The 18209-nt window shown below is 45.1% G+C and carries 8 protein-coding genes; 2 read left to right on the forward strand and 6 right to left on the reverse strand.

Going from position 1 to position 18209, the window contains the following annotated elements; genetic code table 11:
- Positions 1–106 precede the first annotated feature (106 nt).
- Entirely contained in the window at positions 107–3082 is a 2976-nt protein-coding gene (locus LVD17_RS04215) for a glycoside hydrolase family 9 protein (protein WP_233764965.1), read from the forward strand.
- Positions 3083–3386: 304 nt separating this feature from the next.
- Positions 3387–5057 carry a M1 family metallopeptidase gene (locus tag LVD17_RS04220; protein ID WP_233764966.1) on the forward strand — a complete coding sequence of 557 codons (1671 nt, stop codon included), beginning with the start codon at positions 3387–3389 and terminating at the stop codon, positions 5055–5057.
- A 139-nt stretch (positions 5058–5196) separates the two neighbouring features.
- On the opposite strand, the gene LVD17_RS04225 is transcribed toward LVD17_RS04220, so the two are convergent.
- The 6 genes from LVD17_RS04225 to LVD17_RS04250 form a co-directional block, all read right to left on the reverse strand.
- Positions 5197–7647 carry a glycosyl hydrolase family 95 catalytic domain-containing protein gene (locus LVD17_RS04225; RefSeq protein ID WP_233764967.1) on the reverse strand — a complete coding sequence of 817 codons (2451 nt, stop codon included), beginning with the start codon at positions 7645–7647 and terminating at the stop codon, positions 5197–5199.
- 2 nt (positions 7648–7649) lie between these two features.
- Positions 7650–9812, reverse strand: coding sequence for a glycoside hydrolase family 3 C-terminal domain-containing protein (locus LVD17_RS04230; RefSeq protein ID WP_233764968.1), 2163 nt, complete (start codon positions 9810–9812; stop codon positions 7650–7652).
- A gap of 26 nt (positions 9813–9838) precedes the next feature.
- Positions 9839–12223 carry a glycoside hydrolase family 31 protein gene (locus tag LVD17_RS04235; RefSeq protein ID WP_233764969.1) on the reverse strand — a complete coding sequence of 795 codons (2385 nt, stop codon included), beginning with the start codon at positions 12221–12223 and terminating at the stop codon, positions 9839–9841.
- A gap of 43 nt (positions 12224–12266) precedes the next feature.
- The gene (gene galB / locus LVD17_RS04240) at positions 12267–14684 is read right to left on the reverse strand and encodes a beta-galactosidase GalB (RefSeq protein WP_233764970.1); all 2418 of its coding nucleotides are present in this window, start codon (positions 14682–14684) and stop codon (positions 12267–12269) included.
- A 13-nt stretch (positions 14685–14697) separates the two neighbouring features.
- Entirely contained in the window at positions 14698–16236 is a 1539-nt protein-coding gene (locus LVD17_RS04245) for a cellulase family glycosylhydrolase (RefSeq protein WP_233764971.1), read from the reverse strand.
- Positions 16237–16364: 128 nt separating this feature from the next.
- Positions 16365–18200, reverse strand: a complete 1836-nt coding sequence (locus tag LVD17_RS04250) for a hypothetical protein (protein ID WP_233764972.1) — start codon at positions 18198–18200, stop codon at positions 16365–16367.
- Positions 18201–18209 lie beyond the last annotated feature (9 nt).

The following is an 18209-nucleotide window of genomic DNA, read 5'->3' on the forward strand; positions in this document are numbered from 1 at the left end:
TTATACCGGGACATGAGTACATGGAATTGATATTATAGTCGAAGTTGCTGACAGGCAAAGCTCCTAATTTCATTATCAGATAATTTTCAACTATAAACCTTATTCTATGATCAATGTAAGTAACATACGTACCGGCATTATTACGATCTTGCTGCTGGTAGCGTATATTTTCCAATCAAATGCGCAGGATTATAATTATGCCGAAGCATTACAGAAATCGATGTTCTTCTATGAGTGCCAGGAGTCAGGCGAATTGCTGCCTGACAACCGGGTAAACTGGCGGGGCAACTCTGCCCTCGATGATGGCGCAGACGTAGGTCACGATTTAACAGGTGGCTGGTACGATGCCGGTGACCACGTTAAGTTTAATTTTCCCATGGCTTTTTCTGCCACCGCATTGGCGTGGGGTGCCATTGACTTTGAAAGTGGCTATGTAACCGCCGGACAGATGCCATACATCAAAAGGAACCTGAGGTGGGTCAACGATTATTTTATCAAATGCCATACTGCTCCCAATGAGCTATGGGGGCAGGTGGGTAACGGTGGTCTCGACCATGCCTGGTGGGGTTCTGCCGAAATCATGCCTATGGAAAGGCCGGCCTACAAAATCGATGCTTCGCAGCCCGGCTCTGACCTGGCAGGGGAAACCGCAGCAGCCATGGCAGCGGCCAGTATCGTATTCCAGGATGATGACCCGGCCTACAGTGCTACCTTGCTGGAACACGCTATACAACTATACAATTTCGCTGATAACTACAGAGGAATATACTCAGAATCCATTACGGATGCTGCAGGTTATTACCGATCTTTCAGCGGTTATAATGACGAACTCGTATGGGGAGCCATCTGGCTGTATCGTGCTACAGGAGATGCCGCCTACCTGGCCAAGGCCGAGAGCTACTATGCCAACCTGAGTACCGAGCCTCAGAGTACTATAAAATCATATAAATGGGGACTTGCCTGGGATGACAAGTCGTATGGGTGCTATGCATTATTAGCCAAGCTCACTGGTAAAGCACAGTATAAAGCAGATGTAGAAAGGCACCTTGATTACTGGACTGACGGATACAACGGCCAAAGGATCAATTATACACCGGGGGGACTGGCTTACCTCGATGTCTGGGGCGCACTGCGATATGCCGCGAACACCAGTTTTCTGGCTTTGTATTACGCCCCTGACGCCACTTCTGCCTCCAAGGCCCAAAAGTACCGCGATTTCGCTCTGAGCCAGATCGACTACGCCCTGGGTGACAATCCCCGAAACAGCAGCTATGTTGTAGGATTTGGAAATAACCCTTCTAAAAACCCTCATCACCGCACAGCCCACGGAGCATGGGCCAACAACCAGAACGGCCCTCCCGAGCAGACACGCCACGTTCTTTATGGTGCGTTGGTAGGCGGCCCCAATAATGACGACACCTATGAGGATGACCGCTCCAACTACATCAATAATGAGGTGGCCTGCGATTATAACTCCGGATTTTCCGGTGCCCTCGCAGCCCTTATAGAAACCTATGAAGGGTCGCCCCTTCAAAACTTTCCTGTTCCTGAAACTCCTACAGGGGAATATCTTATTGAAGCCAAGCTCAATGCCCAGGGCAGTACACATACAGAGTGGGCAGTATGGGCTCTTAATCACACGGCGTGGCCTACAAGAATACCGTCCGAGATCAAGTTCCGGCTTTTTGTGAATATCTCTGAGGGTATAGCCGCAGGTTACAGCGCTTCCGATTATGTTGTCTCTACCAATAATTCCAGTGTGGTAAGCCACACGCAACTGCTACCCTGGGATGTAAATCAGGATATTTACTACGCGGAAGTCACTTTCAACCCTGACATTAAAATATACCCTGCCGGTCAGGGAGAATCAAAAGAAGAGGCACAAATGCGGATCAGGCTTCCCTATGAGGCTCCGGCATCTGCATGGGATCCTACCAATGACTGGTCGTTCCAGGGTGTAGATGGCACTTTGAAGGAGGTTCCCAACATACCCATGTATGTAGACGGTGAATTGGTATTTGGTGAAACACCCGGGGATGGTTCCGGTGATATTCCGGTAACCGGTGTGAGTGTGACCCCAACAGCAATCTCTCTTAACCTTAACCAGACTGCTCAATTGCAGGCCAGTGTATCCCCTTCCAATGCTACTAACAAAACCGTAAGCTGGTCGTCCAGTAATTCTGCCATTGCCTCAGTAAGTGCCAGTGGATTGGTAACCGGTTTGGCTGAAGGATCAGCAACTATTACAGTGACTACAGAAGATGGTGGCAATACCGCAAGCAGCCAGGTAACAGTAACTACGGATACAACGCCTGACGAATATACGCTTTCCACTTCCATCAATGGTCAGGGAAGTATTCAGCTCAGTCCGGCAGGTGGGGTTTACAATGCCAATACGGAGGTTACGCTCACTGCTGTTCCTGGTACAGGCTATATATTCACCGGTTGGTCAGGAGACCTTAGTGGCACGGCTAACCCGGCTACTATTGTAATGGCTGCCAATAAAACCGTAACGGCTACATTTGAAGAGGAGAGCGGTGGGAATACATGCGACTCACCAACTCCGGTTTCATTACCATTTACCAAAGAAGGAGCAGGTGAATTCTGCTATAGCATATCAGGGGATATAAGCTATATCAATTCCTGGAATATGGAGAAGGTCGAGATCAATGGACAGGACTTTACCAACACCTGGTCTAACAGCCTGCCTGCCAAAGTGGATGGTCAGTATTTTGTGTACTACAAAGGTTCATTTCCATGGTCGCACTTTGAGGCTGCGGCGGCACAAAGTTCTGCGGCACGCCAGGGTGCAAATGCCATGAATACAACTGAAGCCGGTCGCGACATGGTACTGATTTACCCTAACCCCTCTCCGGATGAAGTCTCTGTTTATATTGCTGAACCTTCGTCGGTTTCGGGTATTTACATTTACAGTCCTTCAGGGGCGCTGGAGCATAAAATTGACCACGGCAGTGTAAAAGCAGAAAATCGTCTGGCCTTGGGCAAAGACGCAAAGGGTGTCTATATCATCAGGGTAGTAACTGACAAGGCAACCAACACTTTTAAAGTGATTAAACAATAATCAAGCAACAACACTGACCTCCTTTTTAAGGGGTTAGTAATCTGAGCAGGACTTTTCCATACAGGGAAAGTCCTGTTTTTATAGTGCCCGTTTAGTACTACTTCTTATAAGACTGATCAACAAGCTGTTGAAATTGAACGGCTACTATACTCTGCCGCTTCATCTATCCAATACTATCTTAACAATCACCTGCCTTACGCCAACCTTTCAAACTAATATAATACCAGTCAAAAGTTTTTCAAACTTTTGACTGGCACACATTCATGGGGCTTTGTATATTCAAGCCACACTAAAACATTTCATCATGCATAAAGGAGCATTTTATACCCTCATTTTAATACTCATATCGACTATGTCGTTTGCTCAGGAGACGGCAAAGTTCACAAGGCAGGACACGCTGAAAGGCTCCATTACTCCTGAACGTGAGTGGTGGAACCTTACTTATTATCACCTTGATGTAAAGGTTGACCCTGAAAACAAAACCATCAGTGGCAAAAATACTATACGCTACAAAGTACTTAAGCCCCATAACGTGATGCAAATTGACCTCCAAGAGCCAATGAAGATCACGAAAATCACGCAAAGTAATAAAGAGATTAAGTTTACAAGGGAAGGAAATGTATTTTGGGTAAAACTGGTTGAGAAGCAGCACGAGGGCAGTGTCAACGAGGTTGTGGTGCATTTCGAAGGCTCACCGATAATTGCTAAAAACCCGCCATGGGACGGCGGTCTGACCTGGCAAAAGGACAAGAATGGCAATCATTTCATTGCCAATGCCAACCAGGGTATCGGTGCCAGTGTATGGTGGCCATGCAAAGATCATCCTTACGATGAGGTGGAGAATATGAAAATCAGCGTTACCGTACCCGAAAACCTGATGGATGTATCCAACGGACGTCTGATTAAAGTAGATCATAACAAGAAAGAACAAACCAAAACTTATCATTGGGAGGTTAACAATCCGATCAACAATTATGGCGTAAACATCAGCATCGGTGATTATGCACACTTTAGCGAAGTTTATGATGGAGAGAAGGGCAAACTGGATTGCAACTACTATGTGTTAAGCTATAATCTGGAAAAGGCCAAAGAGCAGTTTAAGGATGCCAAACGCACATTGCAAGCTTTGGAGCATTGGTTTGGCCCGTATCCGTTTTATGAAGATGGCTATAAATTAGTCGAAGTGCCTTATCTGGGTATGGAGCACCAAAGTGCGGTTACTTATGGCAATGGTTACAAAAACGGCTACAAAGGCAACGACCTGAGCGGTACGGGCTGGGGACTTACTTTTGACTTTATTATCATCCATGAGTCCGGTCATGAGTGGTTTGCTAACAACATTACAGATAAGGATGTTGCCGATATGTGGATCCATGAGTCATTTACTGCATATTCAGAAAATCTTTTCCTCAATTACCATAATGGTAAGGAGGCCAGTGCTGCCTATGTACTCGGTACAAGGTCGGCCATACAAAATGACAGGCCTATAATCGGTCACTACAACGTCAGCCACCATGGATCTGGGGATATGTACTACAAAGGGGCCAATATGCTTCACACGCTGCGACAAATTGTGAATGATGATGAAAAATGGAGGAGTATCCTGCGTGGATTAAATAAAGATTTTTACCACCAGGTGGTAACCACGCAACAGGTTGAAAGCTATCTGAGCAAGCGTGTAGGCAGGGACATGTCTTCTTTCTTTGACCAGTACCTGAGAAACACCAAAATACCTACCTTGGAGTATAGAAAAAGGGACGGCAATCTGTTTTACCGATGGGGTAATGCTGTTTATGGTTTCAATATGCCGATAAAAATCTATATCAACGGTGAGGAAAAATGGCTGGAGCCAACTACAACCTGGAACACGCTGGAAGGTTTGCCGGCGGATTTTGAGGTTAAGGTGGACCCTAATTTTTATGTGGGTGAGATGAATGTTATGGGTAGATTTAGTGAGGTAAAGCCGGAGAAATAAGCCGTACCAGGTGAGTGTTATTCCTTCGGATGGACGCTGGAGACTCGGCTGGGAAGTATTAGAAATGAATGTACGAGAGACTGCTTAGAAGCAGTGACCAAAAGAGGCCATTTGAAATGGCCTCTTTTATTGTGTGTTATTACTTTTTCCTTATCAGCCTCAATTTTGTTCCTGTCCGGGCTGGCAGGTCAACTTTAACTTCCCTGCCAGTAACTTTTAGCTTAACTTCTTTAGTCCCTTTTAACAGGTAAACTTCCTCTGCTCCATCCGGGAGTTTTATTTTCACTCCCTGCTTTAAGGGTGATTCAAGGGTGGCAAGCACTTCACGCTCATTCCATTTGAGCTCAGTAAGTGTAATTCTGTTTCTTAATGATATTCCCGTAATGCTTCCTGCTTTCCAATCTTCAGGCAACGCCGGAAGCAAATAAATTTCATTGTTATCTCCATTGTAAGCAAGCATATGTATGATCACTGCCGGAAGGCCGCCACTTATGTCAGTATTCAGTAAGGCTCCAACATTGTGAAATGAGCCAAATCCGGTGGACCAGTACCGGCTGCCAAGCCAATTCACGGCTTCTTCCGCCTGCCCTGCCTCTCCCAGGTGCGCTGCACTAAGTCCTAACTGCACCAGCCCAAATGCCATTTCGCCTCCTCCTTCGTCCCTCCTGAACGCTAACTTCTTCTCAATCAGCTTAACGGCTCCTTTTCTTAACTTTTCATTTTCAATAATGTCTGCATCTCTGTGGTTATACAGGCTGTAGAGTTGAGAAACGTGCCTGTGGCGATAATTATCTTCAAATCCTGGCCAGAGCCATTCCCTGAGTACTCCTTCCTGGTTTACTTCATATCCAGGCAGCTTGTCCAGCATTTCCTGCCACTTCTTTAACTGGCTTTTATCTTCTTTTAACACTTCACCGGCTTCAATGGCACTACGTAGCACTTGCCTGGCGAGCATTACATCCATAGTAGCATTAAGTGCTGCTTGAGAAACATCATTAGCCGGGTTGTTTTCCGGTGAATATGAAGGGTTAAATACATATTGACCATCACGCCCTTCATACAGGAAGTCCTCATAAAACCAGGCAACTTCTTTCAACCAGGGATAGGCATACCTTTCCAGATAGTCTCTGTCCAGCGTATAGCGGTAGTAATCATACATAATGTCTGCGGCCCAGGCAGCTCCGCCCGTCCAGAGCGTAAGGCACCAGGTCTCGTTAAAGTCTGTTGGCCAGCCTTTGGTGGTGGTGTGAGCCGGCAGGTTAATACCTCTCGTGCCGAACAGCTTTTCTGCATTTTCTTTATAGTCTTCCAGGTATCGCTGATGGTACTGCACGTAGCATTGCATAAGCTCCGGCATATTGCCAGGCATTACTACAGACATGGCTGACGGAAGGTTGCCATCATGGGTAAAACTTGAAGACCAGGCAGGTGTCCATGTACCACTCCATATCCCCTGAAGGTTGGGAGGGTTCATTCCTGTACTACTTAAAATGTTATATCGACCTGCATCAAACACCTTCTCTATTAAAGCCAGAGGCACATCACCTTCCCTGGCTTTCAGCAATATTTCTTCTGTATGCAGGCGCCTGTCTTCTGGGTTTCCTGACAGATTAAGTTGCATTCGGTTAAAAATTTTGGTGTGTATGGTTTTATGCTTCTCCAGCAATTGGTCGTAGCCCCCACCTATGGCTGACAGTTCCTGCTTGATTTGAGGAATTAAGGACTGCTCATAATGATAGTTGGGCCTGATCCTGATCAAAAGCAGTACTTCATCGGCCTGCGATATTTCAACTGATCTCCCGTCCGTCTTTGCCGTGCCTCCCGATAAAATTAACCTTCCAACACCTTCGTAGCCTTCCAGGCCTCCTTCGTACTTCTTTTTAAATTCACTTTTGTAGGTCAGCCATGTATCCTCGGCTTTGGCAGTCATTTCACCTATGTGCTCACCCACAAATGCCCACTGGTTCCACTCCACCGGCCTGTGGCTGAATTGAATTTTACAACTGATCGGTGTATCCGCTTTAATTGACAGTACAATCACACTGTCCGTTCTCGACACAAATAGCTTTCTCTGAAAAGTTCCCAGATCATCTTTCCAGGTGGTTATGGCTTCTCCGGTTTCAAAATCAGTAGCCCTTACATATTGTTGAATGTTGGCAGGTTGTTGCGTAATATTTAAATCAAAGGCCGGCATGTAGGGGTCACAATCATCGTCATAACCTGCTTTTTTTCTTATCTCTACGGGTATTTTCGCTGCCTCTTCATATTGACCCTTGTTGATCAGTTCACGAATTTCATCAAGTCGTGCAGCCTGATTGATCAATTGAGAAGACTTCTCCCGAGGCACATACAGTTGGTCATGGCTCAGAATAATGACTTCCTCATGGGGATCACCAAAAACTATTGCCCCGGTGGTACCATTCCCACTCAGCAACCCATGCTCCCAGTTTGGAGCAGGCTTCCAGCTCGTAATGCCTCTTTCAGGGGCTTCAAACCACGTACTTTGCGCCAACAGGGAATAAACTCCCAAAACCATCAACAAGCATGTGAGGGCAGCTCTCTTTAAGGTTGAAATGAATAAGCCGAACATAATTATTGTCTAATTTTAATTTCTTCAGTTAACCGAATATCAGCAGAAGAGCTACCTACCATCATTTCAACCATTCCTTCTTCTACTATAAATTTACCCTTTTTCTCGTCCCAGGCTGCCAGGTCTTCCGCTTTCAGTGTTATGGTTATTTGCTTTGACTCACCGGCTTTCAGATGTACTCTTTGAAATCCCTTAAGTGCTTTGAGTGGCCGTTCAAAAGATGATTTTTTGTGCCTGACATAAAGTTGGACAACCTCGTCTCCATCCCGTTTACCTGTATTTGTCAGTGTCAGAGTAACTTCCACCTCACCGTCAGCAGGAAGGTATTTCTGGCTTAATTCTAATCCGGAATAATTAAATATGGTGTAACTAAGGCCATAGCCAAAGGGGTATAGCGGTTCCTTTTTCAGGTACATATAGGTCCTGCCATTCCTGATATTGTAGTCCATCATTGTGGGCAACTGGTCCAGTGATTTTGGCCAGGTTTGCACCAGCCGCCCTCCGGGATTGTAGTCTCCAAATAATATATTGGCTATGGCAGTACCCATCTCCTGGCTGTTGTGGGTCATATGCAGAATAGCCGGCACATGCTCCTGCGTCCAGTTGATGGCGTAAGGGAAACTGCTTACCAATACTACAATGGTATTTGGATTTACTGCATATACCCGTTTAATTAACTCCTCCTCTTCCAGAGTCAGCGACTTCCTGTCGACGGCCTCTTTTCCAAAACTAGGGGTATCACACTTTTTCCATGTACGATCATTGCAATAGGGGTGATTGCCCACCACAAGGATTACGTAATCTGACTTCTTGGCCACGGCTATTTGATCTTCAATGGGAGTATCTTCGCTAACTGCATTTACACGCTCATCACCCAAATACCTTTTTATTCCCTCCAGAGGGGTAACAGTATAAGGGGGCGTGCCACTGTACCAATCAAGAAACACGTTCTGAGCAGCCGACCCCATTACTGCAATAGATGCTGTTTTATCAGCGTTCAGGGGAAGTATGTCGTTTTCATTTTTCAAAAGTACTGCTGTTTTTTGAGTTACCTCAAGTACAGCTTCCCGGTGTTCGGCAGTGTTCCAGGGCTCCGGATCATCTTCCTCCATGCCAATACTTTTATAAGGAACCCGGTCTGCAGGATCCCACATGCCCAGCCGGATCATAACACGAAAAACTCCCCGCAATACCTGATCGAGGTCTGACTCCTCAAGATATCCATTGGCAATTGCTCCATAAACACCTTCTTTGAATTCGTCAAGAAACTGATTAATTCCGGCATCTATAACCCCTTCCGCGGCTTTGTATAAATCAGGGTAGTAGCGGTGGCTGCTGACCAGCATTTGGTAAGCGCCACCATCTGTGCATATGATGCCATTTTGCTTCCATTCATTGATGGCAATTTCTTTCAGCACGGGATTGACGGTCATAGGAATGCCGTTGTAGGCGTTGTAGGCCGCCATAAATGCACGTGAACCTCCATCTGTTATACCTTTATAAAAAGGGTATGCATAATATTCCCGGAAAAGACGAGCATCAAAATCAGATGATGAGCTGTCCCGGCTGTCTTCGTTGCTGTTGGCAAGAAAATGCTTCATCAGCGAAGCCGTCCGCCAGTATTTGGGATCATTTCCCTGTAGTCCCTTGATAAACGCCACTGTCATTTGGGCGTTGAACCAGGCATCTTCTCCATAGCACTCTTCAGTCCTGCCCCAGCGCGGGTCCCTACCCAGGTCGGCATTAGGTGCCCGTACCACCAGTCCTCCTCTTTTGTATTTGGGACTTTGAAAAGCATATCTGGCTTCAATGCTTTCTATTTTAGCCACTTTTTTTATTACGGATAGATCCCAGGAAGAAGCAAGTCCTATAGCCTGAGGGAAAGTAGTGGTTGGTACAGGATTATCTCTGCCCCACTTCCCCGGGCCTCCCAAGGCCAGCCCATGCAGCCCTTCGACATGGCCTGTTCCTTCGATCCCCAGTCTTTTAACGGTAGGATTGGTCGTAAGACATTGCACCTTCTCATCCAGGGTCATGAGAGAAAGGGCATTACTTATCCTTTCTTCTACAGGCAGCTCCGGGTTTTGGAATGGGTACTTATATTGGCAAAAGGCTGACAAGCTGCATATGAGTATGCAACCTGTCAGCCAGTATTTGATTTTCATCGGTTCTATAACTTTATTGTAATGGTTTATAAACCACTAATCTGCCATGAAACGCCGTAGGAAGCAGCATTAACCACCTTTCCGTCCTTGCCAACGGTAACTGTCTCCAGTTTCTCTTTTCCAGGCAGATATACATATCCTTTGGCTTCCCCTCCTTTGTTTTTGCTGAATACTTTAAGTTCCAGTTTAGACCAGTCCATTTCTTTGGTTGACTGTGCCAGCTTAATATGAGGGATTACTGATCCATCCCTTACCAGCATTACAACAGGGATTTTTCCTGCATCGATATGGTGCCAGCCACCGCTATAAGTTTTCCCGGTCTGGTAATCGATCCAGTCTCCTTTTGGTAAATAAACATCGCGGCTGGTTACATCCTCAAACAATGGAGCTACCAGTATGTCAGAGCCAAACAGGTACTGATCATCCACCAGCCATGAGCCTGGATCATCAGGAAACTCAACAAATAGTGCACGTACCATCGGAAGGCCATTCTCACTGGAGTGTTTTGCCTGCGCATAAATGTATGGCATAAGCTGGTATCTCATGTTATCTGCCAGCCTGAAAGCATCCATAAAGTCTTTGCCAAACTCCCATGGCTCTGTTGGTGGCTCGCCATGGCTTCTTACGTGTGATGTAAGCATACCAAATGGAGTCCATCTTCTGTAAAGGTTTTCAGGTGTTGCAGTTACGAAACCTCCAATATCATGCGACCAGAACGAAAAACCTGACAAACCGAAAGAAAGGCCTGCTCTCAGGGTTGAAGCCATAGCGGAATTGGTGGTTGCCGGGTCACCTCCCCAATGTACGGGATAACGCTGACTTCCTGCCCAGGCACTTCTGGCCCAGATAAATCCGTGTCCCGTTTTTTCTTTCGTGATGTCAGCTACCGCTTTGTTATATCTGAGCGGGAACAGGTTATGCTCATAAAAGCCGGTTTTACCAGATTTGTAGATGCCTGTAGCAGGAGCAGCCTCACCAAAATCCACTTTGATAACTGCGACACCTTCATCCAACAAGTTGCCAATTTTATTTTGGTACCACTTTACAGTCTCAGGGTTGGAGAAGTCCAGTACTGCATCTTCATAGGGAATGTTTCCTTTTTTGTCTTTTACTACAAGGTCATTTTCCACTAACTCTTTGAAAAGGGTGTTCTGAGGTGTAAAATATGGCAATTGCCACAGACAGATCTCGAAGCCATCCTTGTTAAGATCTTTGATCATTTTAGGAGCGTCAACAAAACGATCGGTCGCAAATTGATAATCACATCTCCAGTCAACACCAAACCATCCGGTATCGAAATGGATCACATCTGAGGGTATTTTGTGCTTTCTCAGGTTCGCAGCCACTTTTCTTCCGTCTGCTTCTGAGAAATAAGTAATACGACTCATCCAAAAACCGAACGACCACAATGGAGGCATGGGTGCTTTTCCGGTAAGGTCGGTGTACTCGTCAAGGATTTCTTTCGGAGTACCTATGAATACAAACAAATCCAGTTCATCATCACCGATCATCATGCTGTTGGCACTGTTGAAATATTTACCAAAGTCGCATGTTATCGGGCTGGAATGGTGCATGAATACACCATATCCTCTGCTGCTCATGTAGAAAGGTATGGGCTTATACATACTTTCATTTTGCACTCCATTGGCATCATCAGTCCATAAGGTAACTTTCTGCCCTCTCTTATCAAATGCCTTGAAAGACTCCCCACATCCGAAAATCTTTTCACCTGGCGAAAGATTGAAAACAGCATCCATACTACGTGAATAATCCTCCGCTTTTCGCACATAAGAAAAAGGTGTAACGGGTGTATAGGTGTTTTTTACATCGTTTTTATGAACAGTATGTGTGAGGAGTTTACCAGTTGCATCATAAATGTAAATGTGCCAGGGTTTCTCAGTGATCACGATCCTTCCAAACTGGCTTGTATACTCATGTCCCTCTGCCACTTTTGCATATCTCCATGAAGTTTTGTCTACCGGTGCTTTTCCACCAACCAACATCAGTGACTCTCCGCTTTTCGCAAACTGCGGTCCCGATGTCAAGCGTATACGTAGTGCTTTAGCAGATACAAACTCTATTGAAAATGGATGTTCCGGAGAAGCAGCATATTCTGTTGTAGGAAATTCGTTGGCCTCTACAGGAGACAGCCCCACCAACATATTGTTAAATGCCTGCCTGGTAGTAAGGTTATGTCTTTTAAATTGAATAGTTCCTTTTCCGGAATTCGGGTCAAAGCTGGTAAGGTCGTCAGCCAGATAATAGGTGTTCCTTACATCGGTAAAATCCTCGCTTACATCAGGCGGCTCGTTGAGCACTCCCGAGTTCTGCCATTGTGCAAAGCCTATCTCGTGGCCAAAAACCCCAACGCACACTATCAACATCGTTTTATATCTCTTTAAAAAACCCATCTTCGTATGTTTAATTGTTGTTTAGTTTATTACCTTATTATTTCTATAATGATTTTATCACGATTTCTCCGCTTTTCAACCCATCAGAAGCAGCTCTAACGATGATTTCTCCGGCTTTCCGGTCTGCCTGGATCACTACGAGGCACTTTCCATTGAACATCTGCATTTTATCGCCCTTTAAAGACAAATGGCTGGTGGGATCACCATTATCCACACCCACAATTTTCCCAGGGCCTTCGACTGAAAAATGTATTTCATTAGCTCCAACCGGCACCGGGGTATTGTCTTTATCCAGAATCTCTACTGTTATAAAACTGAGGTCTTTCCCATCGGCTGAAATTTCACTGCGGTCTGGTGATAACTTAACAGCTATTGGTTCATCTGCAGTTATTACTGTTTTTTCAAGAACGGGCTCTCCGCTTTTCCTGGAAACCGCTTTAAGCACACCCGGTGCATAAGCTACCCTCCACATTACATGCAGGTCTTCCCCTTTCTTACTTTTGGTTCCTAAAGATTTACCATTGAGGAATAGCTCCACTTCATCCGCATGATTGTAGTAAGCCCATACATCCACGGAGTCCCTGCCTTCCCAGTTCCAATGTGGAAATACATGAAGCACATCATTATCACTCCATTCGCTTTGGTACATGTAATAGGAGTCTTTAGGGAAACCTGCCAGGTCTACAATACCGAAATAAGAGCTCCTTGACGGCCAGGCATATGGTGTAGGTTCCCCTAGATAGTCGAAGCCTGTCCATATAAACATACCTGAAAGAAAATCATGCTTTTTTATGATCTTCCAGGTCTCTTCGTGAGTGGAACCCCATGGCGTACTGACCTGATCATAGGCTGATACGGTATTGCCCGGGTTACCCTCTACAAATAGCTTATCCCACTGGATAGGCCACCTTTTCGTGGTATCGGACTTCTGATCGTAATATCCCCTTGTTGCCAGTGCAGAAGTGGTTTCTGTTGCAATAAATGGGGTACTGGGATATTCGTTATTATGCGACTCATACTTGTCATGAGCATAGTTGTACCCGATCAGATCCAGCGTTCCTGACAAGGCTATGGTATTGCCTTTATTAGGAGGATTCATCGCCGAGGTAATCGGGCGGTCGTCCAGTGATCTCACAATTTGTGTTAGCTCTCTGGCCAGGCTATCACCTACAGGATGCCACTGGTCTGTAATTTCATTACCTATACTCCACACAAAAACACTGGGATGGTTTCTATCCCTTTTAATATGGTCTGTCAGATCTCGTACATGCCATTCGTCCCAATAGACTGAATAATCGTACTCAGATTTTTTCATACTCCACATATCAAAGGTCTCGTCCATCACCAGCAATCCCATTTGATCGCATAGATCCAACAGTTCAGGTGTCGGTGGATTATGAGATGTCCTGATTGCATTCACTCCCATTTCCTTCATGATCTCCAACTGTCTCTCAATTGCCCTTGTATTTACAGCAGTTCCAAGACAGCCCAGGTCATGGTGCAGACACACGCCTTTGATCTTAACTTGCTCACCGTTGAGGGCAAAACCTTTATGCTGATCAAAGCTGAAAGATCTTATGCCCAGTGGTGTGGTATAAGTATCCACTTTTTCACCATTTAAACTGATCTCGGTAAGTATAGTATACAAATTGGGATCATTGAGGCTCCATAGTTCAGGGGTGCTTATAATAATTTCCTGATCCAGAACAGCTTCACTCTCTGACAATTCCAAAGGGGATGAGGCTTCCGCAACTATTTTATTGTCTTTATCCTTTATGGAGGTATGGACACTGGCCTTTGCAGGCTCGCCTGTTGTATTCAATACGGTGGTTTGCACTTTAACCAGGGCTCGTTCTTTGGTAATTTCAGGAACTTTCACATAGGTACCCCATTGGGACACATGTATTGGGTTGGTTATCACAAGCCATGTATTCCTGTAAATACCGCTTCCTGAGTACCACCTGGAGTTAGGCTGCTTTGAGTTATCTACCTTTACAGCTACTGTATTTGGTTCTTCCCCATAATTGAGGTGAGGGGTCAGGTCATACTCAAATGAAATATACCCAAACGGCCTTTTCCCGAGATAATGTCCATTGATCCATACTTCGCTATTCATATAGATACCATCAAACCGGAGGTATACTTTTTTACCTTTAGTTGCCTCATCCAGTTTAAATACTTTCCTATACCACCCTATGCCCCCAGGAAGAGCACCACCGCCTTCAGTGGCAGGGTGCTCTCTGGAGAATTCCCCTTCAATGCTCCAATCATGGGGGACATATAACTTTCGCCAGGATGTATGGTCATATCCAATAGTACTGGCATCCATTGCACTGTCCGCCAGTGTAAAATGCCAGCTATCATTAAAATTTTGTGTAATTCTTGTTTGGTTGGCTTTCTGGCATGATACAACTGCCAGGGCCAACAGACATACTGATAAAATCTTATGTAAATGATTCACGCGCTATATCAATTTATTCTCCCAAAGCAGATACGATCGCTTCAACCGCATCTGCATGCACTGTTACTCCTGAATTTCTGTTAAATAAGCCATAGCCATAATTGCCAGTATGTCCGTTATCCCAATAAACCGGCACCATTCCATTGCTCAATGCTGCCGACGTTACATAGTTCAGGTAATAATTTCTTGAAGCCACGTGCTCTTCATAGTTTGAATTTATAGGATTAGTTTTAAGTATAGAGCCAAACTCTCCCAGGATTACTCCATAGCCGTTGTCAACAAAGTTTGTTTTCATTTTACCAAACTGCTCATCTACCCAGGCTTCATCTCCCCATCCGGCATGCGCAGCACTACCTGAGTTAGCGACACCCCAAAGAGATACCTGGTCGGTTTCCTGCAAGGCAAGCTCATAGGGATCATAGAAGTGAACCTCCACCATAAGCCTGTCATCAGTATCATCGGTGGGAATAACCATATGATCCACTCCATAAGAGATATTGGTCACATAGGTCTGAACAATAATATGACGATAAGTATTTCTACCTCCGGTAGCTCTTACTGTATTTACAAAGGTCTGGTTAAAAGAATTTTGCACCTCTGCATATTCAGTTGTTGGTTCATTAAAATTCCCGTCTTCATGCACTTCATTTGTCCCCGCAAAAAGCAGACGGTCATCGTAATTTCTAAAGAATTTGGCAATCTGCTTCCACATAATTCCAATCCTTTCATTGATAGCGTCCTGCTGATCATATGTGGTATGATCCATCCAGCCTCCATCCCAGTGGATATTGATCATAACAAACATGTCGTTATCCAGAGCATAATTTACTACTTCCTCAACACGTAGTTTCCACTCATAGCTGATTTTGTATGTAGCAGGATCGTCAAACATATGCGACCATGAAACCGGAATTCTTATGGTATTGAATCCTGCTGCTTTTACAGAATCAATCAGTGTTTTGGTAACTACCGGGTTACCCCATGAGGTTTCGTTTCCTGACAACTCTCCGCCACCATTATTAGAAATTGCTTCCAAAGAGTTACCCACATTCCACCCCACTCCCATTAATTCTGTAAGTTGCACCGAGGTCAGGTCTCTCATATCCGTGTTATCCGGATCAATATAATCCGGTAATTCAGGCTCTACGGGTTCTTCATCAATGGTGCCTGCTGCCTGATTTACTGTAATCTGTATGGTATCTGCTCCCTCACTGGCCAGCTTTAAGATCATGCTCCGAGCTGCGGTAGTTTCATTGGCATCGGCTGTGACCTGAACGGTAACATTACCCTTTGACGTATGAATATTTGGTCTGCTCCACAGGTCAACATTATAGTCAAACTTCCACACTACGTTACTGGTGATCTGCAATTCTTTGCTTCCGCCTTCCGCATCAAAATCTAAAATAACAGGACTTGCCGCAAGCTCGGCTTCCGTCTTTTCTATAACTTCTCCTTCGTCATCACCACAGCTACTTAAGGGTAATGTTATTCCACATAATATTATCAGCAAGCCGCCAAGGTGTGCCAGATATTTCATTCTTCGCTTTTCCATAAATTTCATTTTGCTCAAAATCTTTTTTAAGGACTTTGAAAATATCTACTTTCAAAGCCCTTGTTTTTCCTTCATTAAAACCCTTCGACTGATTTAAAATCAGGTATAGTCCTATTCTTGTCAATGGGTCAGTACAGGGTAATATTGTCAATCGTGGCCGTCACAGCTCCGATATCATCGATATCCGCGGCCATACCACTCATGTCAATTACAAATACCAGGGCAGTTTCATAGAGGCTTCCCGGTTCGGCATAAACAGTATAAGTTCCATTACCTGTTACAGTAACTTCTCCCGGTCCACCACCCCAATATTGAGCTGACCAGTCTGCATCAGCTAGACCAATGGCGGTATTGTAGCTGCCTGAGGCACCCCCAGCCAATGTAATACCCTGAAGAGTGAATGTTATTTCGATCCTATTGCTGAAAACAATAGCCACCGGATCTAAAGGAGGATCTGCCTTTGTAGAACCGAAATCATTGTATAGTTCCAATCTCAGATTGCCATTGTCTTCCAGGTCACCGAAAGCCAGTTTTGCGTTATTAAAAGGAACCACCGTACCTTCAGATCCACCTCCGGCGTCTGCCTGAAGCAGCAGGTGATACGCCAAATACTGATCTTTTCCATCTATGCGCACACCTACCCACATGCCAGTTACGGCACCTGTTTGATCCTTTTCAAGTTTAAGTATCCTCCATTGATTGTCGGTAGAAGTATGCAATGTTATAACGCTTCCAATATTAAAGGACGGCGTGACACCCGTGAAAGTATAGAATCCTTTATCATTCAAAGTATAGGTGCCGTTAGATGTATTACCATCCGGATCAACGTATTCAACGGTGTAATCGGCAGAGTTGAAGGTCAGTGAGAAGTCCTCATATGTAGCCGGAACACTTTCGTCAAAGCCTGTTGAATCGGGATAGCTGGCAGGCGATGACCAACTGTAAAGTATAGAACCATCAAGTCCTGCATAGTTAAACGGTGTCTCGGGTGATAGCACCCATGTTAGCTCGTTGTCAACAATAGAAGATACATCATCCATCCATCCATCAGGCAAGTCTGGCTCCGGATCCGGGGTATCGGCAGGTACCCATTTATCTGAGTACTCTTTAGAAATATAATTGAATACAAGCATGGCTTCGCCATCGCACGATGCACTTCTTACAAAACCCAGTTGCATATAATCTTCTGTAAGAGAAAAGATTCTTGCTGAACCCCAATTGGTTACACAGGCATCGGTATTAGGAGAGTGCAGGGTGGTAACATCACTGGTAGTTAACCTGTAACTGCCTGCATCCAGAAAATAGGTGCCACTCTCCTGCCCCCTTGCAGGGATCATTTTATGGTCTGCCGTAAGGAACGCTCCACCTTCCAGACTAAAGGTCATCTCACCATAATCACCCAAATCAGCAAGCCACTGATTACCTTGCCAGTCCGGCTCCCAACTCCAGCAATCGCCGTCTTCTACCAGACATTCTCCCTGCCAGCCATTATCGGTACCAAAGAAGTACTGTGGCCCTGAAAAGTATTTTGAAACACCCTCAGCATTTAAGTCAAGAACCCATGTTTTTGAATGTCCTACTCCGCCACCGGTAAGCAGGCTCCATAAAGGGTGGTCTACATAGCTTAAGTTCTGAGTGGTGATGTTCAGCACAACTGTATCCGCACTTACATATCCTCCACCGCTTTGTACACCATAAACAAACTTATAGGTGCCTTCAAAAGGTAGCAACACTGTATCTTTTATCCTGGTAGACCTTCCCATTGGTGTTGTCCACAAAGGTGTTGCGTTAGGCGTTAAACTCTCCAGTATGATCATATTGGGATCATCAGGATTTTGCGTTATTTCATACTGCAGGTTCTCAACAGGGAGTATCTCTCCCAATTCATACTCATCCTGACAGGCCGTAAATATCAAACCTACGGACATGATGAAAAACCAGTATTTGAAAATATTTCGTTTCATAATCATGTT

Origin of the sequence: Fulvivirga ulvae (assembly GCF_021389975.1) — a bacterium.
GTDB lineage: Bacteria > Bacteroidota > Bacteroidia > Cytophagales > Cyclobacteriaceae > Fulvivirga > Fulvivirga ulvae.

Excerpts from the sequence above, each read along its gene's own strand:
- LVD17_RS04215 (WP_233764965.1), top strand. The coding sequence starts at position 107 with ATGATCAATGTAAGTAACATACGTACCGGCATTATTACGATCTTGCTG.
- LVD17_RS04220 (WP_233764966.1), top strand. The coding sequence starts at position 3,387 with ATGCATAAAGGAGCATTTTATACCCTCATTTTAATACTCATATCGACT.
- LVD17_RS04225 (WP_233764967.1), bottom strand. The coding sequence starts at position 7,647 with ATGTTCGGCTTATTCATTTCAACCTTAAAGAGAGCTGCCCTCACATGC.
- LVD17_RS04230 (WP_233764968.1), bottom strand. The coding sequence starts at position 9,812 with ATGAAAATCAAATACTGGCTGACAGGTTGCATACTCATATGCAGCTTG.
- LVD17_RS04235 (WP_233764969.1), bottom strand. The coding sequence starts at position 12,223 with ATGGGTTTTTTAAAGAGATATAAAACGATGTTGATAGTGTGCGTTGGG.
- LVD17_RS04245 (WP_233764971.1), bottom strand. The coding sequence starts at position 16,236 with ATGGAAAAGCGAAGAATGAAATATCTGGCACACCTTGGCGGCTTGCTG.
- LVD17_RS04250 (WP_233764972.1), bottom strand. The coding sequence starts at position 18,200 with ATGAAACGAAATATTTTCAAATACTGGTTTTTCATCATGTCCGTAGGT.